Source organism: Paenibacillus sp. JT22N15 (assembly GCF_059383755.1).
Genome location: NZ_JBXENV010000010.1, coordinates 46,683 through 72,995 on the forward strand (window position 1 = coordinate 46,683; position 26,313 = coordinate 72,995).

The window sequence follows — 26,313 nt, forward strand, 5'->3', positions numbered from 1 at the left end:
AGAAGAGATAAACTGTACCCTATGTAAAGGACATTTCAAAAAAAGCTAGGCAAATTGAAGAAGATGCTGTCTGTATTGCGCAGGCGGCATCTTTTTTAGGTTCCATTGTCCTCGATAATGATTGTAATAAATCATATAACTTTTCACTTCGCGTTTCACATCGTTGAAGGTCTCACAGCTTTTCAAATCCATCTCATCTTTTAAATGACCAAAGAAAGATTCTTGTGGTGCATGATCCCAACAGTTTCCTCGGCGTGACATCGATTGTCCTAATTTCATTTTCTTTACCAACTTTTGAAACTGGGGATTGGTATGGTGATCTTATCAGATACTTCATAGGCTAAAATCTCATTCGTTTCAGCATCTTTAATCGTCGATAAGTAAGCACGTTTACCGTGTGCGTAGGTTAAGTAAGTGATGTCCGTTAATAATACCTTGCCTGCGACACCTTGCTTAAATTGGCGCTTCAGGAGGTTTGGACAAGTACGGTGTTCGTGTGTCGCTTTTGCCATCCGACGATAGGGATTTGCTTTTCGGATGGGGCAGAAGATATTAAATTTCTTCATAATACGACGAATTCGTTTTAAGTTGTAAGTGATCCCATATTGATTTTCTAACGTCATTTTAATTTGACGCGCACCTTTCTTTCTTCGACGGAAATGATAGGCTTTTAAAATAATGTCTCTTACCTTTGCATCTGCCGCCTCATGCGCTGTACGCTTTTGGGATGATTTTTCATGGGCATAATGATAGTAACCAGAACGAGATACACCGATCATTTCACACAAATAGCGTACCAGACGCTTTAACTGATATTTTTCAATCATCTGTTGAATGAGTTGGAACTTTTGTTTCGCTACAAGTTTGGTTTCTTCTTCCACATCCGCCTTTCGAGTAGATCGAGCTTTTTTAAAAGTTCATTTTCCGCCTGTAATAACTGATTTTGTGCTTCTAGTCGTGCCATCTTTTCTTCTAAACTTAATTCTCGTTCTAAGGGGCGACCTGAGCTTGTCTTTCTTGTATCTTGGAGACCTTCAACTCCATGTTCGCGATAAGCTGCACGCCAGCGCTTACCCGCAGATTGGATGCGTTTTAAGCCGATTATTTCAATATCTAAGCCAGCTTCTTCAAAAATAGTTCTGGGTACTTTCCCTTTTTCATTTTCAGTAAGGAATAGCCGTTTAAACTCATCAGAATAGGTGATGGCTTTGTCACTAACCGCTTGAACATGGGGATTACATTTTAATTGCGCTTGTTCTTTTTCTGTAAATACTCGCTTCGTCATATTCGTTCGCTCCATCATGTTTTTTCTGGTTTATAAACAAGAATACCCTACAGGATAGACTTTTTTCAAAGTGTCTATTCTATAGGGTACAGTTTAAGATTCTATGGGCTCGTTTTATTTATAGGATTATTTTTCAAAAATTTGTTTAAAGTTTATTTAAGGACGGGCAGTTACTTCGCTTGCAAAAACTTATCGATAAATTGAATCGCTTTATCTGTATTCTCGCTGTTCACTCGGACGCCGACGATATAATTTTTCGGTGTGAGCACGGAAAGATTTTTCACCAGCGGGCTGCTGCTGATATCGATGCCGTAGACATGCTCGTCTGGTTCATCCTTCGTCGTTTTTTTGACCAGCTCGCTCTCAGTAACGGAGGACTTCAGCTCACCGCTCACTGCATCATCGAGGTTTTGCAGAACGCCCTGCGGGCTAATCCAGTCGAAGCTGGCTGTATCGAGAATGTAGATATCGGGCTTTTCCGTCGCCAGGACAACCATCGCTTTTTGCTGGGAAGCCATATCGACGGCATCTTTAGCATCAAGCGGCACATAGGTCAGGTTAACTTTAAACCGTTTCCATTCGGGAAACTTGTCCAGCAGCGATTGCTCAAGAACAGCCATATCCTGCTTATTGTCCTCTGTAAAATACTCGCCAAAATACATGACCGATAAATCCACCGGCGGCAGGCTTGCCAGGTAGCGCTGCTCCTCGCGATGGTCCATATAAGCTATAACGCCATAAATAATGAGAGCAATCGCCACAATGCCACCGAAAACATGGTATTTATAGTAGCGCCAGAAATGGTCGGTTTTTTCTGCGGCAGACGCCATATTTTTAAACTTTCCATATTCCTTCTCATTGAACGCTTGCTTGAACTTCTGGTCCTCCGCTTCAAGTATCCGTTTATAAGCGGCGGTCACTTGGCTGAATTCATTTGCCGTTGTCTCCTCATTGTCTGCGGTTTGTGCGCGGGAGCGGGATTGGCGGAGCAACAGGGTATAGCGCTTCTCGACCTCTTCTTTTGAAGCGTTTTCGGGAAGGCCCAGCTTTGCGTAGGCTTGTTTTACATCTTCCATGGGGTCACCTCGGCTATTATTTAAAAATATCAGTATAAATCCTACCCTCTAGTATACGGATTTAAGCGGACAAATGCCAATTTTCGCGGTTGTCCGCAGATTCGTGCGTGTGAGCTGGGCGAGATGGACCGGGCATCGAACAGACTGCGGATTCAGTGATCATATGGTATGATAGGAAAAAGCTAGCTTCAAAACTAGCGCCATGGGTGCATCAAAGCGCTCTCAAATGAGAAAAAACGTGCTGCTGCCTTGCGCTTTAAGCTAATAGACAGGGATGGGCTGGCACAAATCAGTCAATACCATAGATTAAGAGCATTGTTGTAATGGGGGATGGACCTTGCTTACTAATAAAACAATTATATTAGGAATTACTGGCGGGATCGCCGCCTATAAAGCGGCTACGCTTTGCAGCCGGCTGGTGCAGGCAGGGGCTAAGGTGCATGTCATAATGACCGAATCCGCCGCCCGTTTCATTACGCCGCTGACGCTCCAGACGCTGTCGCGCAACCCGGTGCATATCGACACCTTTGACGAGAGGGATCCGGCGGTCGTGTCGCATATTCATTTGGCGGATCATGCCGATCTCATCGTTGTTGCTCCCGCCACTGCAAATGTCATTGGCAAAATGGCAAATGGGCTTGCCGATGATATGCTCAGCACGACGCTGCTTGCAGCAACGAGCCCGGTGCTTGTGGCTCCAGCTATGAATGTGCATATGTATGAGCATCCGGCCGTGGCGCAAAATTTACAGACATTAGCGGATCGTGGCGTCATGTTCGTGGACCCAGGCGAGGGACAGCTTGCCTGTGGTTATGTGGCCAAAGGAAGGCTTGCCGAGCCAGAGGAAATCGTACATGCGATTGAAGAGTGGTTCAGCCGCAGCCGCAAGCTTGCAGGCAAGCAGGTGCTCGTTACCGCTGGCGGCACGGTGGAGCGGCTTGATCCAGTACGATATTTGACTAATGATTCATCGGGCAAAATGGGCTTTGCCATCGCGGAGGCTGCGCGGCTGATGGGCGCTGAGGTTACCGTTGTCGCGGGGCGGACGACTGTAGAACCGCCTGCAGGCGTAAAGCTGGTGCGGGTTGAATCCGCTCAGCAAATGCTGGATGCGGTCACCGCGCATTTTGAAACGGCTGACATCGTCGTTAAAGCGGCGGCTGTTGCCGATTACCGCCCGACCCAGCAGCAGGAGCAGAAGCTGAAAAAGACGGGCGAGACGCTCACGCTTGAGCTGGAGCGCACGATGGATATTTTGCAGCTGCTTGGGGAGCGCAAGACGCATCAGCTGCTCGTTGGCTTCGCCGCCGAAACCCAGCAGATCGCGCATTATGCGATGGATAAGCTGACGCGCAAAAACTGCGATCTCATCGTAGCCAACGATGTGAGCGCGGAAGGGGCAGGCTTCAACGGCGATACGAACGTTGTGCAGCTGTTTGGCAAGGAAGGCTTGATAGAGGCGCTTCCTTTATTGTCCAAGCGCGAGACGGCAAGGCGCATTTTGGAAGTTGCGGTGCAGCTGCTTTCACAGCTTCCTATTCAAAGGAGCTTTGGCGAATGATTGCCAGAGTGATAGTAGATGTGCCGAGCCGCCAGACGGATCGGCCATTCGATTACGAGGTTTCGGCGGAAATGTCCAGCTGGATTGAGGTGGGAAGCCGGGTTGGCGTGCCCTTCGGTGGCCGTGTGCTGCAAGGCTTCGTTGTGGAGCTGGCAGAAGAGGCTGAAGTTGACAGTCGCCGTCTCAAGGCGGTTGCCGAGCTGCTTGATCCGTTGCCGCCGCTGCTTCCTGACTTGATTGGGCTGGCCAAATGGATGAGCGACAAATATTGCTGCTCCTGGACAAGCGCGCTGCAAGCGATGATTCCCGCTGCGCTTAAAGGCAAGGCCGAGCGCTATGTGTCGTTGAACGAATCGCCAGACGAGGAGCAGGAGCAGCTTGCAAGCCGCTTGCCGCAGGAGCTGCTGGATATGCTCTCGCGGCAGCGGCAGACGAAGCTGGAAGCACTGAAGGAACGGTTTCCGCAATATGCACCGGATATTAAAGCGGCGCTGGAGGAAGGTGTACTGCTTGAGCAGACAGCGATTCGCGACCGTCTGGCCATTCGCAAGGTGCTGACGGTGTTTCCGCCAGCAGATAAGGAAGCGGCTGCGGAAGCATTGGCAGCATGGCCGGCAAAGGCGGGCAAGCAGCGCGACCTGCTCGCCTTCATGCTGGAGCGAGGCGAGCCCATTGCGCTGCAAGCGCTGCTTGCAGAAGCAGGCGGATCACCAGCAAGCGTGCGCGCGATTGCAGGCAAAGGCTTGCTGGAGCTGCGGGAAATAGAGCAGCAGCGCGATCCCTATGCGAGCCGCGAGTTCGAGCGGACGGTTCCGCTGCCGCTCACCGAGGGGCAGCAAAGCGTATACACCCGCATAGCAGATGCGGTCACGCGCGGCGAGCCGCAAGTATTGCTGCTGCATGGCGTGACGGGCAGCGGCAAAACCGAGGTCTATTTGCAAGCGATCCAGCATTGTCTAAAGCAAGGCAAGCAGGCGATAGTGCTTGTCCCGGAAATTGCGCTTACCCCGCAGATGGTCGAGCGGTTTAAAGGGCGTTTTGGCGATGCGGTAGCGGTGCTGCACAGCCGCTTGTCAATTGGGGAGCGCTACGATGAATGGCGCAAAATTAGAAGCCGCAAAGTACAGGTAGCCATTGGCGCCCGTTCGGCGATTTTTGCCCCCTTTGAGCGCATTGGCCTCGTCATTATTGATGAGGAGCATGAGTCTTCCTACAAGCAGGAGGAGAGCCCGAAGTATCATGCCAGAGATGTATCTGTGCAGCGCGCAAGGCAGCATGGCGCGGCTGTTGTATTAGGCTCGGCGACGCCATCGCTTGAATCGTATGCGGCGGCGAGCCGGCGTCCTGCAGAAGGGCGCGAATCATCGCTGCTGCCGATGCCGGATCGCGTTGGTGGCAGGCCGCTGCCGCCCGTAACGGTCATTGACATGCGTGCGGAGCTTGCGGCAGGCAACCGCTCGATGTTCAGCCGCAAGCTGCATGAAGGGCTTGTACAGCGGCTGGAGCGCGGCGAGCAGACTGTGCTGCTGCTCAATCGGCGCGGTTATTCCACCTTCGTCATGTGCCGTTCCTGCGGCTACACGGCGCTTTGTCCGCACTGCGATATTTCGCTGACGTATCATCAGAAGTCGCGGCTGCTGCGCTGCCATTATTGCGGTCATGCGGAGCAGGCGCCGCAAACCTGCCCGTCCTGCGAAAGCGAGCATATCCGTTTTTTTGGTACGGGGACGCAGCGCGTAGAAGAGGAGCTTGCCAAGCTGTTTCCCGGCATTCGGGTTATTCGGATGGATGTGGACACAACGACGGAGAAAAACGCGCATGAGAAGCTGCTGAAGCGCTTCGGCGACCGTGAAGCGGATGTGCTGCTTGGCACGCAGATGGTAGCGAAGGGGCTTGATTTTCCATACGTAACGCTAGTGGGTGTTATTGCAGCAGATACATCGCTGAATTTGCCGGATTTTCGCTCAGCGGAACGGACGTTTCAGCTGCTTACACAGGTGGCAGGCCGTGCTGGCCGCCATCAGCTGCCAGGGGAGGTCGTTGTCCAGACTTATGCACCCGAGCATTATGCGGTTACAACCGCGCAAAAGCATGATTACATTCGGTTTGTCGAAGAGGAGCTCAAGCATCGCGGCGTCATGGGCTATCCGCCTTATTGCCGGCTTGTGCTGGTCACGATGTCGCATGAGCAGCTTGCGCTGCTGTCCTCGGTGTCAGAGCAGTTTGCGGAGCGGCTGCGCGAGCTGGCAGCTGGCGAAGGCGTATTAGGACCGCTTGGAGCGGGTTTGCCGCGTGCGCTTGAGGTGCTTGGGCCAGTCGCATCGCCTATATCGAGAATGAAAGATCGCTACCGTTTTCAATGTGTGATAAAATATCGGGGGAACATTGATGTGCCGGCGCTTCTGCGCGGTGCGCTTGCGCCATTCGTTGCAGGCTCGCCTCAGAAGCTTGTGCAGTTCAGCATTGATGTAGATCCGCAAGTCATATTATAGATTTCGTCGTAAAGGAAGGGAACGGCAATGGCCATTCGTATTATTGTAAAAGATCCTGATCCCGTTTTGAGGGAGCCAGCTATGGAAGTTACTAAATTTAATTCCAACTTGAAAAAGCTGCTTAAAGATATGGCGGAAACGATGTATGACGCTGATGGCGTCGGTTTAGCGGCTCCGCAGGTCGGCATTTCCAAGCGTGTCATCGTGGTTGATATCGGCGATGAGAACGGACTGATCGAAATGGTCAATCCGGTCATCGTAGAAGAAGAAGGCGAGCAGCTCGGACCTGAGGGCTGCCTAAGTATTCCGAACTTAAACGGAGATGTGATGCGTTCAGACCGCATTGTCGTAAAAGGTCAAAACTCCGATGGAGAGACGTTTACGGTTGAAGCACAAGGCTTCCTCTCGCGTGCGTTCCAGCATGAGGTTGACCATTTGAACGGCATCTTGTTCACGGATCTCGCAGAGAGCGTGTACGATATTTCCGAAAGACAGAAAAAAGGCGGCGAATAAGGCCATGCGTATTGTATTTATGGGGACGCCGGAGTTCGCCGTCCCTTCTTTGCAGTTGTTAATTAATAACGGCTATGAGGTCGTGGCAGTTGTCACGCAGCCGGACCGTCCAAAGGGGCGTAAGCGGACGCTTACGCCTCCGCCTGTGAAAGAAGCGGCACTAGCCTTAGGCTTGCCGGTATTGCAGCCTGAGCGTATGCGCAGCAGCGAAGCGGTAGAGGCGCTGGCGCAGTATCGCCCTGATTTAATTGTGACCGCAGCCTATGGGCAGATTTTGCCCAAAGGTGTGCTGGAGCTGCCGCGTCTTGGCTGCATTAACGTTCATGGCTCGCTGCTGCCACGCTATCGCGGGGGGGCGCCGATTCAACGCGCGATTATTAACGGCGAGAAGGTAACTGGCGTTACAATTATGTATATGGCTGAAGGGCTGGACACTGGCGATATGATCAGCAAGGTCGAAGTTGCGATTACGGATGAGGATACATCGGGCTCGCTGTTTGAGAAGCTGAGCGCGGCTGGAGCGGAGCTGCTGGAGCAGACGCTGCCGGGCATTATTTCAGGCGAAGCGACGGCTACGGAGCAGCAGCACGAGCTTGCTACTTACGCGCCTAACTTGACGCGTGAGGACGAACGGATCGATTGGGCGAAGTCCGCCCGCCAAATCTATAATCAAGTGCGCGGCCTGTCGCCTATGGCCGGTGCATTCACTTATTTGAACGGCGAGCTGTTCAAAGTATGGGCTTGCGCCAAGCCAGCGGAGACGTCTGGCGCGGGTAGTGCTGCTGCAGCGCTGCCGGGAACGGTGCGCGAAGCAAGTGGAGCGGGCATCACCGTACAGACGGGTGATGGCGTGCTCGTGCTTGCGCAAATTCAGCCAGCAGGCAAAAAAGCAATGTCGGCGGCTGACTGGCTGAAAGGCTCACGGCTGGCTGAAGGGACTGTCTTCGGCGAAGCAAGCATGGCAAACGGTGCAGAGCAATGAGTGAGCAGAAGCAGGCTAAGCCTGCGCAAGGACGCCGCCCGCAGGCCGGGGGCAAAACAGGCAGCAAGTCCCGCACTGCTGGGGCTGCTAAAGGACAAGCGTCCAGCCGGAGCAACCAAGCGGCAGGTCAGGCGGGAGCGCGCAAAAGCAGCTCGACGCGTGTACCTCGTACGCCAAGGGAGCTGGCGCTGGATATTTTGGTAAGTGTTGCTGGGGCCGGTGCCTACAGCAATCTCAAGCTCAACCAGTCGCTGCAGGATGCTAATTTATCTCGTGCGGATGCGGGTCTTGCTACAGAGCTCGTATACGGGACGATTCAGCATCAGCGCACACTCGATTATTGGCTGGCGCGATTCGTGGCGAAGGGCTTTAATAAGCTGCAGCCATGGGTTCATCAGCTGCTGCGGATGAGTGCTTACCAGCTGCTGTATTTGGACCGGATTCCGGTGCATGCCGCAGTTAACGAAGCGGTTGCCATTGCCAAGAAGCGGGGACATCAAGGTATTTCCGGCATGGTCAATGGGGTGCTGCGCAGTATGGATCGCAGCCGTGCAGAGCTTGTACCGTCTGCAATTAAAGCTGGATCACCGGCGGAAAAACTCGCGATCCTTCATTCCTATCCCGACTGGCTCGTTAAGCGCTGGGTGCTCGCTTACGGCGAGCAAACAACTGAAGCCATTTGCGCAGCGGGCAATGATTCTCCGCATGGAAGCGTACGGGTCAATCCCGTCCGAGGAACAAGGGCAGAAGCGATTGAGCAGCTTGCTGAGCTTGGACTTGACGCCGAAGCATCGCCGCTTGCTTCCGCAGGCATTACGATTCGCCGCGGCGGCAACTTGGTGGAGACGGCCGGTTTCCGCGAAGGGCTGTGGACGATGCAGGATGAAAGCTCCATGCTCGTAGCCGAGGTCGTCGCACCAGCAGCCGGCATGCAGGTGCTGGATTGCTGTGCCGCCCCGGGAGGCAAAACGACGCATTTGGCTGAGCTCATGGGTAATAAAGGCAAAGTGTGGGCGAACGATTTGCACCCGCATAAACGGCAGCTTATTATTGACCAGTCTTCGCGGCTCGGTTTGACGAACGTGGAGGCCATAACAAGTGATGCAGCGCAGCTGTCTGAGCGTTTTGCCAGCGGTTCAATGGATGCTGTGCTGCTGGATGCGCCTTGCTCAGGCTTTGGCGTCATCCGGAGAAAGCCAGAAATCAAGTGGACGAAGACGGCAGCTGATGTAGCAGCTATTGCGGACATTCAGCGCGAGCTGCTTGAAGCGGTGAGCGATCTTGTTAAGCCTGGTGGTGTGCTTGTCTACAGCACATGTACCATTGAACGGTCCGAAAATGAGGAGCAGGTGGAGCGTTTTCTGCAGGCGCATCCTGAATTTGAACTGGACCGCAACTGGCCGGAAGCTATTGTCCATGCTTTGCAGGAGGCGGGAGCGATCGATGAGGCGTTTAAAGGTTATGCGCAGCTGCTTCCGCAGCATTACGGCAGCGATGGTTTCTTCATTGCCCGCCTGTTGAGGCGCGCCTAATCGTTGCCTGTGGTTCATGATGGACGTTTGTGGTAAAATAAATCATCAGCGGCGCAGGTAGAGAGCTTTTGCCGCGCTATTATACAGTCAGGTGTGATAATTTAATGAAACCTTTTATTTACGACTATACGCTCGAACAGCTGCAAGATTGGATGAAAGAGAATGGCGAGCCAGCGTTTCGCGCCGGCCAGCTGTACGATTGGCTGTACGTTAAGCGTGTAACCAGCTTTGAAGAAATGAGCAATTTGTCCAAATCGCTCAGATCGAAGCTGTTTGACCAATTTCAATTTGTAACGCTCTCCGAAATAACGAAATTCGAATCCAAGGACGGAACTGTCAAGTTTCTGTTCGGGCTGCATGACAACCATGCGATCGAGACCGTTATTATGCGCCATAACTATGGCAACAGCATTTGCGTGACTACGCAGGTCGGCTGCCGGATTGGCTGTACTTTTTGTGCGTCGACGCTCGGCGGTTTGAAGCGGAACTTAACGGCTGGAGAAATTATTGCCCAAGTCGTTGTAGCACAGCAAATGCTGGACGTAACGAATGAGCGCGTATCAAGCATCGTTATTATGGGTTCCGGAGAGCCGTTCGAGAACTATGATGCGACGATGATGTTTTTGCGCACGATGATTCACGAGAAAGGTCTGAACATCGGCCAGCGCCACATTACCGTTTCGACGAGCGGAATCGTGCCGAGCATGTACAAATTTGCCGACGAAAATACGCAAATCAATCTGGCGCTCTCCATTCATGCGCCGAATGATACGCTGCGCTCCAAGCTGATGCCGGTTAACCGCCGTTTTCCTTTTGACGATGTGATGGAGGCTTGCCGTTATTATTTGGCTAAGACAGGCCGCCGGATTTCGTTTGAATACGCATTGATCGGCGGGGTCAATGACCGTCCCGAGCATGCGCAGGAGTTGGCGGATGTCCTTAAAGGGCTGCTGTGCCACGTCAATTTGATTCCGGTCAACCATGTGCCGGAGCGAAATTATGTGCGTACGCCGCGGGAGGATATTTTTGAGTTCCAGCGTATACTGGAGAAAAACAAAATAAATGCAACGATTCGCAGGGAGCAAGGGCATGACATTGCCGCCGCTTGCGGGCAGCTTCGTGCGAAGCACATGGAGTCTACGACGAGGTGATAACGTTTGATTACGGCAAACCTGAGCGATATCGGAAAAGTTCGTCAAGTCAATGAAGATCATTCATGGGTAGGACAGCTGGATAATGGCATCACGTTTGCTATAGTCGCTGACGGGATGGGCGGCCATCAGGCGGGCGATGTAGCGAGCCAGCTGGCAGTGAATACATTCCGTGAAATGCTGGAGCCTATTACGGCGAGACCTGACTTTTCTATTGAGGAAGGCAAAGCATTTTTGCGCAAAGCCATTGTAGGTGCGAATGATGTCGTTTATGATATGGCATCGCGCAATGAGCAATATTATAATATGGGCACTACAATAGTTGCTGCCATGTTTCAAGGGCGGGAAGCCGTCATCGGGCATATCGGGGACAGCCGCGCTTATGTCATATCCAAAAGCTGCATTGTGCAGCTGACGGAGGATCATACGCTTGTCAATGAACTGCTGAAATCAGGGCAGATCAGCGAGAAGGAGGCGGCCGTTCATCCACGGCGCAATGTGCTCACCCGTGCGGTAGGCACCGATGCATCTGTTGAGGTTGATATACAGACGATTTCCTACTCGGCCGATGATTTCATTCTGCTTTGCAGCGATGGGCTGACGAACATGGTCAGCGATGATCAAATTATGCATACAGTAACGAAGGGTGGAGCGAGCCTGAAAGATAAAGCGGAGCATCTCATCCATTTGGCGCTGCGCGCCGGCGGGGACGATAATGTGACCGTCGTGCTGCTGCAAGTAAATTCCAGCGCAGATCGAGAGGAGTGTACAGCTGATGATAGGGCATAATTTAGGCGGTCGCTATGAAATTCTGACTCGCATCGGCGGAGGCGGCATGGCGCTTGTCTATAAAGCCCATGACGTCCTGTTGAACCGCAATGTAGCGGTTAAAGTGCTGCGCCAGCAGTTTGTGCATGATGAAGAATTTATTCGCAGATTTCGCCGTGAGGCGCAATCGGCAGCTGCGTTATCCCATCCGAATGTCGTTAGCATCTATGATGTAGGACAAGAGGAAGATACGCATTATATCGTTATGGAATATATCGAAGGCAGCAATCTTAATGAGATTATTGTGGAGCGTGCCCCGCTGCAGGCGGATGAATCGGTTCGTATTGCCATTCAAATCTGCGATGCGCTCGGTCATGCCCATCAGAATCATATTATTCATCGCGATATTAAACCACATAATATTTTGATTGGTAAAAATGGCAGGGTCAAAGTAACCGATTTCGGTATTGCCCGTGCGGTTACTTCTTCTACAATTACTCAGACAGGCTCCGTGCTAGGGTCGGTCCATTATTTTTCTCCTGAGCATGCGAAAGGGGTAAGCACAGGTGAGAAATCCGACCTGTACTCCCTTGGCATAGTACTCTATCAGATGCTGACTGGCAATTTGCCTTTTCTGGGAGAAAGCCCGATCAGCGTAGCTTTGAAGCATTTGCAGGACACATTTGAGGAGCCGCGTGTTGTGAATCCTCATATTCCCCAAAGTGTGGAAAATGTCATTTTACGGGCGATGCGCAAAAATCCGGGGGAACGATACCATTCGGCCCAGGAAATGCTGAACGATCTGGAAACTTGCCTTGCGCCTAATCGCAGGAATGAGGAGAAGGTTTCATTTGCCCATGTGAATGATTTGGATGAGACTCGTGTCATGCCAGCCATTCGCGGCAGTGATATCCGCCCTATTCGCCAGAGCGAGTCAAGCTATGACAAGGCGGAGGTTTCTTCGGGACAGACGGGCCGGCAGGGAGATAAAGAAGTTCTGAACAAGAAAGCAAAAGGCTGGAAGCGACCGACGATAATCGTGGCTAGCACGCTGGTTGTCCTGGCATTCATTATATGGGGATTCGTAACATTGCTCGACCGGCTGGACGTTGAGGAAGTGGATGTGCCGTACGTTGTCGGCCTCGATTTGGAGCAGGCGACGGCAGAGCTTAAGGAGCTCGGGCTGAAGGTGCAGGAGCCGACGATACGGGAGTACCGCGATGATATACCGGTCAATCAGGTATTTGAGCAGACGAAGAGAAATATGCGCGTCAAGCAGGGCTCGTTCATCCAGTTATCTGTAAGTGATGGGCCGATGCTGAAGAAGCTTGGCGATTACCGGGGCAAGACGCTGCAGGCGGTTAAGGATGAGCTTTCTGCGCTGGGCATTGATCCGGATACGCAAATCGATGTTGAAGAAGTATTCAGCGAGCAGGAAGTGGATACGGTTGTTACACAACAGCCGGAGCCGGGAAAGGATTTTGATCCGAATACGGTGAAATTCCAGTTTATGGTCAGCAAAGGCATGGAAACGATAAAAATGCCGAATTTAATTGGCAAGACAGTAGCTGAGGCTAAAGATATGGTGAAGGCGAATGGGCTGACGCTATCAGACGATGATATTTTGTATGAGCCGAGCTATGTACAGGCCAAGGGCCTTGTGCTTAATCAAGATCAATACAAGCCAAATGACCTTGTTCCGAAAGGCACAAAAATCACCATTCGAGTCAGCTCAGGTCCTTCTGCAGAAGCGAAAGAGCATCAGTTCAATGTTGTCATTTCGCCTGCGAAGGCTGGAAAAACGAGCGAAATCCGCATCGTCTACACCGACTCCAGAGGGCAAAACATTGAATGGGGCAGAAACCAAATTCAAGATACCCAGACGTTTCCCGTAACTGTTGTCCTAGCACCGAATACCGAGGCCATGATTACGATTTATCGGGACAGCCAGTTTGTAGATACGAAATCCGTCACTTATGATCAACTGGCGCAAAGCAGCAGTTCATCTACAGTCACGGTGCCGGGCGAAGACGAACAGGTGACAACGCCTGTTACTGAAGAGCCGGTCGTATCGGAATCGCCAGCTCCTGAACCGACAGTGGAGCCGGACCAATCGGAGGTTAACAACGGCAATGACCAAGGAAGCGACCAGGGAAAAGCGAAAGGAAAAGACAAGGGAAAAGATGAGCAGCAGCCATAATCACGCATCTCTTGAGCTTCGCGGACGCATTGTGAAGGCGCTCAGTGGATATTATTATGTACTGCCTGATGATGCTGAATCTCAGGATGCAACGGTACAATGCCGCGGGCGCGGCGTTTTGAAAAACAAAGGAATTACGCCATTAGTCGGCGACGAAGTTGTGTATAGCTTGACGGAGAACGGCGAGGGGACGGTAGAGCGGGTTTTGCCCCGCTCATCCGAGCTTATACGCCCTCCGGTAGCCAATATTGATGTGGCGATGCTGGTGTTTTCCGTAACGGAGCCAGCGCTCAATTTAACGCTGCTCGATAAGTTTCTTGTACATATCGAGCATGCGGAAATAGAAGCGGTGCTTTGCCTCAGCAAGCAGGATTTGGAGCATGATGGCGAGGAGACAGAAGCGGCTGCTGAAGCCGCTGCTTCTGTCAACCGCATTTATTCGGCCATTGGCTACGAGATATATGGGACAAGTTCCAGACAAGGCAAGGGCATTGAGGAGCTTGCGCAGCGGCTGCAAGGGCATTTGGCGGTTTTTGCCGGTCAATCGGGCGTAGGGAAATCTTCGCTGCTTAATGCGATTGTTCCGGGGCTGCAGCTTGAGACGAATGCGATCAGCAACCGTCTTGGACGGGGGAAGCATACAACGAGACATGTGGAGCTGATTGAAATTGGCGGAGGTTATGTAGCCGATACGCCTGGCTTTAGCCAGCTAGATTTCACCGAGCTTGGCATTGAAGATTTAGGCTACTGTTTTCGGGAAATTCGCGCGTTGTCTCCGGATTGCAAATTTCGTGGCTGCACGCATGTGCAGGAGCCAGGGTGCGCCGTCCTTGCTGCTTTGGCAGAAGGGAAAGTCGAACCAAGCCGCCATGAAAATTACTTGCAGTTTTTAAATGAAATGAAAGATAAAAAACGGAGGTACTGACAAACCCATGACTATAATAGCACCCTCTATTTTATCGGCTGATTTCAGCCGCCTCGGAGCAGAAATTTCAGGTATTGAGCAGGCAGGAGCGGACTGGATTCATGTAGATGTCATGGATGGACAGTTCGTCCCGAACTTAACCTTCGGTCCTCCTGTCATTGCGGCTGTAAGGTCGGCAACGAAGCTGCCTTTTGATGTGCATCTGATGATCGAGCGTCCGGAGCTGTCAATCGCGAATTACGCAGCTGCTGGTGCTGATCGGATTACCATACATGCAGAAGCATGTGTGCATTTGCACCGTACGATTTATCAAATTAAGGAGCTTGGCCTTCCGGCAGGGGTAGCTATTAATCCAGGGACTCCTGTATCTGTGCTGGAATCTGTGCTGGGCGATTTGGATCTCATATTGGTCATGACGGTAAATCCGGGCTTTGGCGGACAAAAGTTTATCCCTTATTCTCTTAACAAGCTGCGTCAAATTCGCAGCATGCTTATGGAGCGCGAGCTGCAGCATGTGCATGTGCAGGTGGATGGCGGCATCAATGAAGAAACGGCTAAGCTTGTGACGGAGGCGGGCGCGAATGTACTCGTTGCCGGCAATGCAGTATTTGCTCAAGCCGATCGCGCGGCAGCTATATCCGTTTTACGCTAGGTGGCATATCTTATTATGATGTTACATAATGGCTGCTAGGGTTGCGAGTGAATAGGCTTGTATTTCGATGTGGAACGCTGATGTCTCTGGCTCTAGTGGCACAGCTGGTTGCACTTGGGAGGCTGTAATGGAAGAATACGAGACATCTCGAGGGAAGACATGGCTGTGGGTGCTGCTATTTGCGCTCGGGATAGGCCTGCTGCTGGCAGCCTTCTCTATTTTGACTGGGGTAATCAAATACGTTTTTTCTTTGCTTGCTTTGTATTTGATTTTTCAGTTTTTCAAAAGGGTTGAGAAGCTATGGGCACGTATAACGGTTATTGTGCTGGGGCTGCTGTTTTATTTCTTGGCCGTATTGGTTTATACGGCAATCCAATTCGTCAGTGAAAATCCGCCACCAATGGCGTAAGCATTGCGTAGAGGGGTTTTCCACACTCGTTGAAATGGAATAGGACTAAGGTTAAGCGCATAGGATGGTTACATGAACGAAGGTTCGTGTAGCCATTTTTTTGCGTGAAACATAGCATGTGTATGCGGGAAGAAAAAGCATGTAAGTCACCATTTCGATGAGCGTGTCTGAGGAGGGATGGGCATGAAATTTTACACGATCAAGCTGCCGAAATTTTTGGGCGGGTTCGTAAAGGCGATTTTGAATACCTTCCAAAAAAGTTAGTTCCTTTGCAGCCGCCTTCGAATGATCGTGGTTTATGTGAACAATAAAAAGCACCTGAGCCCAGGTGCTTTTTGTCTACCATACAGCATAAAGCTGCAGGAGATGAATTATACGCGAGTTACTTTGCCGGATTTCAGAGCGCGCGCGCTGACATAAACACGTTTCGGTTTACCGTCAACTAGAATGCGAACTTTCTGAACGTTTACTCCCCAAGAACGACGGTTTTTGTTGTTAGCGTGGGAAACGTTATTGCCTGTACCAGGGCTTTTGCCTGTTAGAAAACATTTGCGGGACATGAGTACACCTCCTTCAAGTAGTGCTGAGCTAAAAGCGCATTGTTAGCATAAGCTGTCAGTTATTGCATAAGCAAAACCGCATCGTAGCATAAGCTCCCGGTTCTGCGTGAGCAAAACCGCTTCATTGGCTTGAAAAAGCGTCGAAGAAGCCTGCACAAAAACATACTTTGATATCGTATCATAGTTGTGATGTCTGAGCAACTAAAACTGTTGTTTTTTATGGCGCTTTGCCCAAGGTTGGCACCGTCTGCCCTTCTATAACGTAACAGTTTATAGTACAATAATAAATAGTCAAGGAATTAGCTTGCTTCTTCAGTAGCATTTGACTTTAAACGGGGTAATTCATGCTAGACGGGAAATAGCTGTGAGATCTACACGATAAAGGAGTGAATTTCCATGCCACTTGCGCTCAGCACTGAACTTGGCCAAATTTTCATAACAGAGGAATGCATTGCCGTCATGGCAGGTTCCGCTGCGCTGGATTGTTATGGCCTTGTCGGGATGGCTTCTCGCAAACAATTAAAGGACGGCATTGCTGAGCTTTTGGGCAGAGACAATCTGGCCCGCGGCGTTGAAGTTCGCAGAGAACAGGATAAACTTTATATTGACTTGTATATTATTGTGAGCTACGGCACGAAAATTTCAGAAGTAGCGCATAATATTCAGACGAAAGTAAAATATGTGATGAGCGATGTTATTGGTCTTAACGTGGACCAGGTCCATATATTTGTGCAGGATGTTAGGGTATCTACATAGCAGGAAGGGGAATTTTCATTGAGTAAGGGCTTCATTAACGGTTCCGATTTTACCGCCATGGCCGTGCTGGGCGCTGAGTTGTTAAATCAAAATGTCGACAAGGTAAATGCGTTGAATGTTTTCCCTGTGCCTGATGGCGATACGGGAACGAATATGAATTTGACGATTGCCTCGGGCATTCGTGAGCTGCGCAGCAAGCCGTCCGACCACTTGGGCAAAGCGACGGAAGTATTGTCTAAAGGGCTTCTGATGGGAGCTAGAGGCAATTCCGGCGTTATTTTGTCACAGCTGTTCCGTGGTTTTTCCAAGGGGCTTGTAAACGCTGAGCAAGCAGGCCCCCAGCAGATTGCAGCGGCTTTGCAGCACGGTGTTGATCTTGCTTATAAAGCTGTTGTAAAGCCTGTGGAAGGAACGATATTGACGGTAGCGAAGGAAGCTGCAAAGCATGCCGTTGCTTTTGCACGCCGTACGAATGATGTCACTGAGCTGATGAAAGAGGTTTACGATAAAGCGAATGAAACGCTTCAGCGTACGCCGGATATGCTCCCTGTGCTTAAGCAGGTTGGCGTTGTTGATTCTGGCGGTCAAGGACTAGTGCTTATTTATGAAGGGTTTGTGCGCTATTTAGTTGAAGGCGAAGGGTCGTATGAAAGCTATTCGCTGTTATCTGAAGCAGCGCCGCCTGAAGAAGTAAGCATTCCGAGGGCACAACCAGCTCCCGCTCCGCTTAAGACGACGAATTTTGCTGCACAATCCCGTCTGGAGACGGCGGATATTGAATTTTTCTATGACATGGAGTTTTTTATAAATCGCAAGCCTAGGGGCAAAGCTGCGCCGTTTTTTGATGAATACGCTTTCAAGAAAGCGCTTGGCAAAGATGGAGATTCCATTCTCGTCATCGCCGAGGACGATATCATTAAAGTTCATGTGCATTCCCGCAGGCCGGGTGATGTGCTGAATTTGGCGCTGCCGTATGGCGAGCTGACGAACCTGCATATTTTGAATATGCGTGATCAGCACCGCGAGCTTCTAGAGGAGGAAGCAGCGATTCCATCCTACGCGGTACTGCCTGATTATGCGCTGACGGGAAGCATTTCCTCGCCAGAGCTGCTGGCGGGAACGTCGGGGGCGGTTGTGCCGCCTGGACAAGTTCATGAGCTGGCGCCATTCGGCATTATTGCTGTAGCGCTGGGCGAAGGCATTTCGAACATTTTTCTGGATAATGAAGTGGATATTGTGCTGTCCGGCGGGCAGACGATGAACCCAAGCACGGAGGATTTCGTCAAGGCGATTGAATCGCTCGTCGCGGATCATATTTATTTGCTGCCGAATAACGGCAATATCATTCTTGCTGCTGAACAGGCGGCGGAGCTTAGTGAGCGCAACGTGACGGTTATCCCGACAAAAACGATTCCTCAGGGGCTTGCAGCGGTACTGGCTTTCAAAGAGGATGAGACCGTCTCGCGCAATACGGATTGGATGAAAAATGCTGCCGGGCAAGTTGTTTCCGGCCAAGTGACGCACGCGGTTCGCGACACGACGATCGATGGCGTGAGCATTCGCGAAGGCGATTTTATCGGCATTAAGGAGAAGGCCATTGTTGCGGCACATGCAGATTTGGCCGAGACTTGCCGTCTGCTCATAGCTGAGCTTATGGCTGACGGCGGCGAGCTCATTACGGTGCTGACTGGAGCAGAGGCGAAGGCTGAAGATACGGAAGCGCTGAAAGCATGGGTGGCAGAGGCTTATCCGGATGCAGAGCTTGAAGTTCAAGAGGGCGGACAGCCGCTTTATCCCTATTTGTTCGCAGTGGAATAAGGATGGAGAACTAGTGAAATAGCAATCGTTTATAGGGTATGAAAGGGGTGGCGAAGATGGGGAACATTCATATTATTACCGACAGCACTTCCGATATTCCGGCTGAACGATGTGCAGAGCTTGGCATTCAGGTTATTCCACTGAAGGTGCTGTTCGGTGAAGAAACCTATTTGGATGGCGTGACAATTGGGAAAGAGCAGTTTTATGAAAAGCTGATAGCTTCTCCTGTTCTTCCGACAACCTCACAGCCGTCTCCGGCGGAGTTTCTTGAAGTATATGAACGGATTTTGCACGATGATCCGCAAGCGATTATTATTTCTATTCATTTGGCTTCTGTACTCAGCGGCACTTATCAGTCCGGTGTCATAGCTAAGTCGATGCTGGATGAGCAGGCGGACGTAACGGTCATTGACTCCAAGTCGGCTTCGTATGGCTATGGCATTCAGGTGGTTACGGCAGCACGGATGGCTCGCGAAGGCGCCTCTAAAGAGGCGATTTTGGCAGAAGTAGCTCGTCTTCAACAAGAGCTCAGCCTTTATTTTCTGGTTGGATCGCTGGAATTTCTTCAGAAGGGCGGCCGAATCGGCAAGGCTGCGGCGTTGTTTGGCTCGATTTTAAATATTAAGCCGATTCTTTCGCTGGACCAGGAAGGTACGGTTCAGTCTGTCGATAAGGTGCGCGGTACGAAAAAAGCGATGCAGCGCATCATGGAAATGCTCGACAAGGATTTTGGCAGTGATCGCGTTGGGGTTGCGATTGGCTGGACGCACGGCGAGCAGACGGCGCAGGAGCTTGCGGCGCTGCTGAGAGACAAGCCTAATGTGGCATTCATTGATTTTATAACGATTGGTGCGACGATTGGCACTCATGTGGGACCTGGTACATCGGCCGTATTTATGTATAAAGTGTGAGGAATGATTATGATGACGCTGGAGCAATATTCCGTCCGGCAAATTAAAGGCGTGAGCGCTCCGAAGGAGCAAGAGCTTCACGCCTTTGGCGTTCATACCGTTGCCGATTTGCTGGACTATTTTCCATTTCGTTATGAGGATTATCGCGTTCGCGCGCTAGCGGATGTCAAGGATGGAGACAAAGCTACCGTGCAAGGAGTTGTGCGGGGCATGCCCGTGCTGCAGCGTTACGGGAAAAATAAATCGCGGCTCACTTGTAAAATTGAGATCGATTTTTTGCTCGTTACGGCGGTATGGTTTAACCGCCATTTTCTAAGGGATCAGCTGACGCCTGGCCGTACGATTATTTTGACGGGCAAGTGGGAGCAGCATCGCCAGCAGATGACCGTCTCGGAGTCCGAGTTTCCGGAAGGGGCCGGCTCTGCCAAATCAGGGACGCTGCAGCCGGTGTATTCCGTCGGCGGGGCGATTACGCAGCCATGGATGCGCAAGACGATTAAGCAGGCTTTGCAGCAATATGGCGCGATGATCGAAGAGGTGCTGCCGTTTGAGCTTATGGAGCGGCACCGGCTCATTCCTCGCCGTGATGCGGTGCTGCACATTCACGAGCCGGGTGATATACGCGAAGGTCTCGAAGCGCGGCGGCGGATGGTTTATGAGGAGCTGTTTCTATTTCAGCTGAAATTGCAGGCGTACCGAATGCTCAGCCGCAAGCGGGGCGATGGCATCGCTCATTCGATTGAAGCGGAGACGATTAGGCAATTCGCGGCTACGCTGCCATTCGAGTTGACGGATGGGCAGAAGAAGGTTGTAAATGAGCTGTTGGTCGACATGCGCCAGCCTGCGAGCATGAATCGGCTGCTCCAAGGAGACGTCGGCTCGGGTAAAACGGTCGTTGCCGCCATTGCGCTGTATGGAGCAGTGAAGTCCGGCCATCAAGGCGCACTGATGGTTCCGACGGAAATATTGGCGGAGCAGCATATGCGTTCCTTGACGAAGCTGTTCGAGGGCATGGATATAGAGGTTGGACTGCTGACGGGAAGCATGACGGAGCGCCGCCGCCGCGATGTATTCGCTGGCCTTCAGATGGGCCTGATCGATATTGTCGTCGGTACGCATGCGCTTATTCAGGAGACGGTCTTTTTCCGCAGTCTCGGTCTGGTTGTAGTGGACGAGCAGCATCGCTTTGGCGTAAATCAGCGCAGCGTTTTGCGTCGCAAAGGAATGAATCCCGATGTGCTGACGATGACGGCGACGCCGATTCCCCGAACATTGGCGATTACTGCTTTCGGGGATATGGATGTATCGACGATTCGTGAGCGTCCGCATGGGCGCAAGCCGATTAAGTCATATTGGGTCAAGCATAGCATGATGGACCGCGTGCTTGGTTTTATCCGCCGCGAGGTAGGAGAGGGCAGACAAGCCTATATGATATGCCCGCTTATTGAGGAGTCGGAGAAGCTGGATGTGCAAAATGCCATTGACCAGTATATGCAGGTTCAGCAAGCTTTTCCCGATCTGAAAATCGGCCTGCTGCATGGGCGCCTAAGCGCGGCTGAGAAAGAACAGGTCATGAGCTCTTTCGGTGCGAACGAGCTGCATGTACTCGTGGCTACGACTGTAGTTGAGGTTGGCGTCGATGTTCCGAATGCGACACTGATGATCGTCATGGATGCCGAGCGGTTCGGCTTGTCGCAGCTGCATCAGCTGCGGGGCCGGGTTGGCCGTGGCGCCCATCAATCTTATTGCGTGCTGGTCGCCGATCCAAAGTCGGAGACAGGGCGCGAGCGCATGAAGGTCATGACGGAAACGGATGACGGCTTCGAGGTAGCGCGCCGGGATTTGGAAATCCGGGGGCCGGGCGATTTTTTCGGAACGAAGCAGAGCGGCTTGCCGGAATTTCGTGTTGCGGACATGGCGGCGGACTTTGAGGTGCTGGAAATGGCGCGGGATGATGCGGCTGAGCTGTGCGCCCGCGATGATTTTTGGGATAATCCGGCTTATGCAAGAATACAGGCTAAGCTGAATCGGGATCAACTTTTTCAAGGAGAACAGCTCGATTAGGCAATTTCCGGGAAGCTCTGGCATATAGTTAAACGTGAAAACGGTATGCCAAGATGGAGGTGTCTGGAACATTGAGCTACCAAAAGTACGGTATTCGCCCGCAATTGGTCGAACGTATTAAAGGAAAGCTGAAAAATCCGCTTTTGAAGGATCGCGTGCGCCTGCTGCTCGCTAATGTCACTAAATTCGACCTGCAGGATCGCGTCAAAGTTAGAAAGCTGGTGAAATCAACCGCTAGCATCTTGCAGGAGCCGCTTACGGATACGCAGGAGGAGCAGATCGTCGCGTTCGTTCTCGCCCAGAAGATCGACCCCAACAATACGTTTCACTTGCTCAAGCTTTGGGGCATGTTTCGCTGACCGTCTGCGGTCAGCTTTTTTTAATATAAGCGGATATATTGATTTTCTTGCAGCTGCGCTGCTAGTGCGCTTCTTTTCCGGCTATACTATCTTTTTAGCAGCATTGTGGCTTTTGGGATATGGCGTTTGTGAAAAAGGATGGAGGAGAGCTCATGGGAGGCGCAGTTGAAAAGCTTGGGAGCGGTTTTAGGGCATGGCTGCGGCGTTGTATCCAGCTGCCGGCAGACGCCTTTCTGTATGCGGTTGGCAAATGGCATAGCTTTGGCGAGTCGCAAAAAATGGCTGCTGCGGCGCGCCCGCTTGTGATGCAGCCCGCAATCGTTGCTAAGCTTGCGGCCTCATGGACGCTGCTTGAGCGGGAGCAGGAAGCTGGCGGCTCCAATGCCAGCCCAAATGCCAGCCCAAATGCCAGTCCCAATGCTAACTCTAATGCCAACCTTCCTGTGAACAGCACTGCCGCTGCCAGCCAAGCTGAGCATGAGCTGCTTGCAGCAATTCGAGCAGACGCCGTTCATTTGAATCGCAACAATGTGACGAGAACGGAAGCTTATTTGGCGATCTATGAACGCAGGCCCGAGCTGCACTGGGCGCTGCTGGCGCATTTGGTATCGCGTAATGGCGGCTGGAATATGACCGATTTACAAGGAGAGTGGCTGCCGTATTTGCTCGGCCGTTCCGCCCGCGAGGCCGTATTCCGCTTTTTAGAGCGCGCGAATGCGTTGATTTTTCAGGATGCTTTTCCGCAGCTGCTGCTGTATGAGGCGAGCTGCAGAGCTGGGCGTCCGTTGTTTCATTTGCTGCCGCAGCTTGGTGTTTCCCGCTTTATGATACCGGTCTGGCAAACGTTTTGGGAGAGCGGCGATTCCGCTATTTTGACAGTTGCGCTGATCGTGAATGAGCAAAACTACATTGAAAAGCGAATTGTACAGCATCCCTTTTTCCGCAAGGAGGTGCTGGATACGGTGTTTTTTGGCTTGCAGTCGTTATTGCAGCTTAATGCGGTTGTGTTTTGTTATCGCTCCGGAGGTGAAGAAATGAAGCTGGCGGGGCTCATTTTGGAAAACTTCGACAATCTGAAAGAACGAATTGAGTTCGGCAAACGGCTGTATGCGCTGCTGTTCAGTGTGCCGGAGGTGCATGGCGGCGCCATTGCTTTCGCGCGGGCCATTCGTCATACGGGTTCACGTGCGGATTATGCCCCTCATTTGTTTGCAGTAGTTAGGCGTGATCCGCCAAAGAAGCCTTACAGGGAGCGGCTATCGGGGAGACGGCTGGCGCCGGGTGCGGCTCCATTATTCAGTCCGGAGCTGAGCAGCGTCTGGCCGGATCGAGCGGTTGAGGCGCCTGAGCCTGGCGATTGGTTCCGGGGGGCAGCGCAGGTGCTTCCTTATTTTCAAAAACTGCCGCTGCCGCATTCCTTTGAAATGACCAATGAATACAGCCTGCTGCTGAATAAAATTGAACTGGCTGTGCTGGCTTCACAGCAGTGGAAGCCATGATTTGGCTAAATAAATAGATTTGCGGCTTGGATGTGTGAGCAAATGGTTGAAAGGGCTAGGCTGATCCTATAAAATGGGAAAGAGGGGCCGTGAATGCTATAACGGGACAATGGACTATGGGACAACGGGAACATACAGGCAAGGGCAAGCCCATAGCAAGAAGCGACTAGTTTGCTGCATTGAAATGTAAGCGTTTTCTAAAGTTATCCATACGCTCAAAAAGCCGACGAGGCACAGTTCATAGGAAAGGTAAGGAAGGGCGGGTCTGCTTGAAAAAAATAAAAGTGAACTTATTGGCCAAATTTCTAATTTCATATGTGCTGGTGCTGCTGCTGCCGATTATCAGCATTTTGCTCTACTATTATCCTCACTCGACCAAAGCGGCCAAGGAGAAGGAAATGGAATGGAATGCCCATGTGACGGAGCAGTTCATGACCTCTCTCGATATTTTTACCCGCTATGTTTATGACTTGCCCTCGGAATTAATGCTCAATGGGGACATGAGGATGTACATGGCGATGGAGGACGATTATCGGCGTATCATCATTGCCAATGAAATGCGCAAATATAATGCAACCGATGCTTTTATCTACAATACGCTGCTGTATGTCAAAAACATCGGCTACTTGTTCGCCAAGACGGGCAGTGTCTACAGCGTGCAGGATTTTGCGGATCGTGGCGTAGGCTATTATTATGAAGCATGGCCTCATGATGAAATGTTTCAGGAGCTGAACAAGCTCACCCTGCCTTCCGTAAGGCCAGCCGAAAATGTCATTGTTCCGGGCAATAATGGCATCAGGATGCTGACCTTTATACTGCCAATGCCGCTAGGAGGGGAGCATTCCCCGGCATCGGTGCTCATTCTTGTGAAAGAAGAAACGATTATTCGCATGATGAATTCGGTATCCGAATCGTATAATGGCGAGTTTTATATTTTTGACCAGAAGGGCAACAGGCTTGTTGCGTCTAAAGAAGCGGCATATAGCGAGACGGATGATTTCCGCCAGATGGTTAAGCAGCTCGGCGCAAGCGAAGCAGGATCAACCGTTCAGACGATTGACGGCAAAGCCTATATTGTCTCGCATAATGTATCGGACAAAAACGGCTGGCAATATGTCAGCATGCTGCCCGTTACCGAATCTTTGCAGGATATACGCACCATCCAGTGGAATACGATACTTATTCTTCTGCTGATCCTGCTGGTAGAGGGCATCGTTATTTATATTTCCATTCGCAAAAACTATCATCCGATCAAGCGGCTTGTGGGCTTTGCCACAGAGGTGTTCAAGCATAAGGATAGCGGCCCAGGCCGGATGAATGAAATCGATACGATTCGTTACGCCTTGGATGGGCTTTCCTTAACGAATACGAAGCTGGATGAACGGGTTCAGAGATCGCTGCCGATTTTGCGCGACAATATGTTGTTTGAGCTCGTCAGCGGCCATTATGCGACTTGGGAGGCTTTTCATTCGCAAGGGGCGGATTACGGCGTATTTAAAAACCGCGATGCGGTAACGGCTGCTGTTCTCTCTTTCGAAGCGAGCAAGGAGGATAGGGAGGAAGTATCCGATTTTTTGCGGCAGGAGGAGCAGCAGCTGCCTGAAACGTTAGATGGTCATTTCTTCGCAAGCATTTACAACCAGGAATGGATATTTGTCTGCTCGCATCATGAGGGCATCGACGTCAAGACGTATTTGTCCAGCGTGCAGAGCAAGCTGAAGGAGCAGCTGGGGCGGGAGGTGCTAGTCGGCATCGGCTTGGCTAAGAGCGGGTTGTCGCCGGAAGGCGTGCATTTGTCCTATTTGCAGGCGGTGCGTGCTGCTGAATATTTGCGTATTCGCCAGCATGATGAGCTGCTGGAGTTTGGCGAAATCGAAATTTCGCCAAATGGGATGGTATCTTATTTTGCCGAGCTGCTGCAATCTCTGGAAATGGCGATTCTCAAAAACGAGCCTAACATCGTACAATCCGTGCTTGAGAAAATCATTGACTATCTGGCAAGCAGCGGCATGCCGCCACATATGATCAGAACGGTCTATTCGAATACGATCAGCGTTATTTTGAGCGGGCTGCAAAGGTTCCATCAGGATGATGGCAATTTGCTCAGGCTTACGGATGCTGCCTTTTCGCACCGTTATACGATTGAGCAGATGGTGGGCATTATGCGAGAAAGCTGCAGCAAGCTATGCGATATTATTCGCGAGACGCTGCCTGCCGCCCGTACCGCAACCCAAGAGGAAATTTTGGCGGTCATTGAGCAAAAGGGCTTTGACTCTAATTTTTCATTGCAAATGTTCGCCGACCATTTCAGCATGTCGCAGTCAGGCTTCAGCTATCATTTTAAAAAAACAATCGGACATAATTTTAAAGAGTATATCGACAGGCTGCGCATTCAGAAGTCGATCCAATTGCTGCGGAGCACAGGAGGGACGCTGGACTCTATCGCGCAGCAGACAGGCTATTCCAACACATCGAGCTTTATTCGATCCTTTAAGAAAATGGTTGGAACAACTCCCGGCCAATACCGGGACTCTTGCAAGTAAGCGTGATCAAGCTGCTGCTATGCCGTTCGGGCATGGTGGCAGCTTTTTTTAAACTGCAATTCCGGGTCAAGCAGCCTGGAGCAGTCGCTTGTTTTATGCAGAACGTACACTTTTTGAGCATATGCAATATTTCAAAGAGAGGCTATTCCTTGAATGAAATCGCTTGCAAAACCAAATATAAAGCGTTTTCAAAAAGTGCTGATCAGTCAAAAACTGTTTGTATACAGCTTTGTGTCAGAACGGTTAGAGTAAGGGAG

The 26,313-nt window shown here is 51.2% G+C and carries 21 protein-coding genes and 1 pseudogene; 19 read left to right on the forward strand and 3 right to left on the reverse strand.

Annotated features, from left to right (window positions below; translation table 11 throughout):
• Positions 1-45 precede the first annotated feature (45 nt).
• Both AC50X8_RS20075 and AC50X8_RS20080 read right to left on the reverse strand, forming a co-directional pair.
• A pseudogene (locus AC50X8_RS20075) lies at positions 46-1,285 on the reverse strand (IS3 family transposase).
• Between the two features lie 170 nt (positions 1,286-1,455).
• The gene (locus AC50X8_RS20080) at positions 1,456-2,361 is read right to left on the reverse strand and encodes a hypothetical protein (RefSeq protein ID WP_056038545.1); all 906 of its coding nucleotides are present in this window, start codon (positions 2,359-2,361) and stop codon (positions 1,456-1,458) included.
• A gap of 337 nt (positions 2,362-2,698) precedes the next feature.
• Here AC50X8_RS20080 and coaBC point away from each other — a divergent pair, with 337 nt between their 5' ends.
• The 12 genes from coaBC to spoVM all read left to right on the forward strand — a co-directional run bounded on the left by coaBC (position 2,699) and on the right by spoVM (position 15,810).
• Positions 2,699-3,922 (forward strand): bifunctional phosphopantothenoylcysteine decarboxylase/phosphopantothenate--cysteine ligase CoaBC, encoded by a 1,224-nt coding sequence (gene coaBC, locus AC50X8_RS20085; RefSeq protein WP_494864011.1) that lies wholly within the window; start codon positions 2,699-2,701, stop codon positions 3,920-3,922.
• A complete protein-coding gene (gene priA / locus AC50X8_RS20090) occupies positions 3,919-6,414 on the forward strand; it encodes a primosomal protein N' (RefSeq protein ID WP_494881150.1) in 2,496 nt (831 codons plus the stop codon). The genes coaBC and priA overlap by 4 nt, the downstream gene beginning before the upstream one ends.
• Positions 6,415-6,441: 27 nt before the next feature.
• Positions 6,442-6,927, forward strand: coding sequence for a peptide deformylase (def, locus tag AC50X8_RS20095; protein WP_046230610.1), 486 nt, complete (start codon positions 6,442-6,444; stop codon positions 6,925-6,927).
• 4 nt (positions 6,928-6,931) lie between these two features.
• Positions 6,932-7,909, forward strand: a complete 978-nt coding sequence (gene fmt / locus AC50X8_RS20100; RefSeq protein WP_056038536.1) for a methionyl-tRNA formyltransferase — start codon at positions 6,932-6,934, stop codon at positions 7,907-7,909.
• Entirely contained in the window at positions 7,906-9,441 is a 1,536-nt protein-coding gene (gene rsmB / locus AC50X8_RS20105; RefSeq protein ID WP_494864009.1) for a 16S rRNA (cytosine(967)-C(5))-methyltransferase RsmB, read from the forward strand. The genes fmt and rsmB overlap by 4 nt, the downstream gene beginning before the upstream one ends.
• Before the next feature lie 104 nt (positions 9,442-9,545).
• Positions 9,546-10,592 (forward strand): dual-specificity RNA methyltransferase RlmN, encoded by a 1,047-nt coding sequence (rlmN, locus tag AC50X8_RS20110; protein WP_056038530.1) that lies wholly within the window; start codon positions 9,546-9,548, stop codon positions 10,590-10,592.
• A 6-nt stretch (positions 10,593-10,598) separates the two neighbouring features.
• On the forward strand, positions 10,599-11,381 hold the full coding sequence (locus tag AC50X8_RS20115) for a Stp1/IreP family PP2C-type Ser/Thr phosphatase (RefSeq protein ID WP_056038525.1): 783 nt from the start codon (positions 10,599-10,601) through the stop codon (positions 11,379-11,381).
• Positions 11,368-13,560, forward strand: a complete 2,193-nt coding sequence (gene pknB, locus AC50X8_RS20120; protein WP_056038522.1) for a Stk1 family PASTA domain-containing Ser/Thr kinase — start codon at positions 11,368-11,370, stop codon at positions 13,558-13,560. Before AC50X8_RS20115 ends, pknB begins: the two co-directional genes overlap by 14 nt.
• Positions 13,544-14,485 carry a ribosome small subunit-dependent GTPase A gene (gene rsgA / locus AC50X8_RS20125; RefSeq protein WP_494881154.1) on the forward strand — a complete coding sequence of 314 codons (942 nt, stop codon included), beginning with the start codon at positions 13,544-13,546 and terminating at the stop codon, positions 14,483-14,485. Before pknB ends, rsgA begins: the two co-directional genes overlap by 17 nt.
• Before the next feature lie 7 nt (positions 14,486-14,492).
• On the forward strand, positions 14,493-15,137 hold the full coding sequence (gene rpe / locus AC50X8_RS20130; protein ID WP_494881159.1) for a ribulose-phosphate 3-epimerase: 645 nt from the start codon (positions 14,493-14,495) through the stop codon (positions 15,135-15,137).
• Positions 15,138-15,264: 127 nt separating this feature from the next.
• The gene (locus AC50X8_RS20135; protein ID WP_056038513.1) at positions 15,265-15,546 is read left to right on the forward strand and encodes a hypothetical protein; all 282 of its coding nucleotides are present in this window, start codon (positions 15,265-15,267) and stop codon (positions 15,544-15,546) included.
• A 183-nt stretch (positions 15,547-15,729) separates the two neighbouring features.
• Positions 15,730-15,810 (forward strand): stage V sporulation protein SpoVM, encoded by an 81-nt coding sequence (spoVM, locus tag AC50X8_RS20140; RefSeq protein WP_040711006.1) that lies wholly within the window; start codon positions 15,730-15,732, stop codon positions 15,808-15,810.
• Positions 15,811-15,917: 107 nt separating this feature from the next.
• Here the strand turns inward: spoVM and rpmB are convergent, their stop codons facing one another.
• Positions 15,918-16,106 (reverse strand): 50S ribosomal protein L28, encoded by a 189-nt coding sequence (rpmB, locus tag AC50X8_RS20145; RefSeq protein WP_046230617.1) that lies wholly within the window; start codon positions 16,104-16,106, stop codon positions 15,918-15,920.
• A gap of 396 nt (positions 16,107-16,502) precedes the next feature.
• Between rpmB and AC50X8_RS20150 the strand changes: the two genes are divergently transcribed.
• The 7 genes from AC50X8_RS20150 (at position 16,503) to AC50X8_RS20180 (ending at position 26,056) form a co-directional block, all read left to right on the forward strand.
• Positions 16,503-16,862 (forward strand): Asp23/Gls24 family envelope stress response protein, encoded by a 360-nt coding sequence (locus AC50X8_RS20150; RefSeq protein ID WP_046230618.1) that lies wholly within the window; start codon positions 16,503-16,505, stop codon positions 16,860-16,862.
• An 18-nt stretch (positions 16,863-16,880) separates the two neighbouring features.
• Positions 16,881-18,680 carry a DAK2 domain-containing protein gene (locus AC50X8_RS20155; RefSeq protein ID WP_494881161.1) on the forward strand — a complete coding sequence of 600 codons (1,800 nt, stop codon included), beginning with the start codon at positions 16,881-16,883 and terminating at the stop codon, positions 18,678-18,680.
• A 56-nt stretch (positions 18,681-18,736) separates the two neighbouring features.
• Positions 18,737-19,591 carry a DegV family protein gene (locus AC50X8_RS20160; RefSeq protein WP_056038505.1) on the forward strand — a complete coding sequence of 285 codons (855 nt, stop codon included), beginning with the start codon at positions 18,737-18,739 and terminating at the stop codon, positions 19,589-19,591.
• 12 nt (positions 19,592-19,603) lie between these two features.
• On the forward strand, positions 19,604-21,655 hold the full coding sequence (gene recG, locus AC50X8_RS20165; RefSeq protein WP_494864020.1) for an ATP-dependent DNA helicase RecG: 2,052 nt from the start codon (positions 19,604-19,606) through the stop codon (positions 21,653-21,655).
• Positions 21,656-21,726: 71 nt separating this feature from the next.
• Entirely contained in the window at positions 21,727-22,014 is a 288-nt protein-coding gene (locus tag AC50X8_RS20170; RefSeq protein ID WP_046230621.1) for a stage VI sporulation protein F, read from the forward strand.
• A 152-nt stretch (positions 22,015-22,166) separates the two neighbouring features.
• A complete protein-coding gene (locus AC50X8_RS20175; protein ID WP_056038503.1) occupies positions 22,167-23,513 on the forward strand; it encodes a DUF2515 domain-containing protein in 1,347 nt (448 codons plus the stop codon).
• 269 nt (positions 23,514-23,782) lie between these two features.
• Complete coding sequence (locus tag AC50X8_RS20180) at positions 23,783-26,056, forward strand: helix-turn-helix domain-containing protein (RefSeq protein ID WP_494881164.1); 2,274 nt, start codon at positions 23,783-23,785, stop codon at positions 26,054-26,056.
• Positions 26,057-26,313 lie beyond the last annotated feature (257 nt).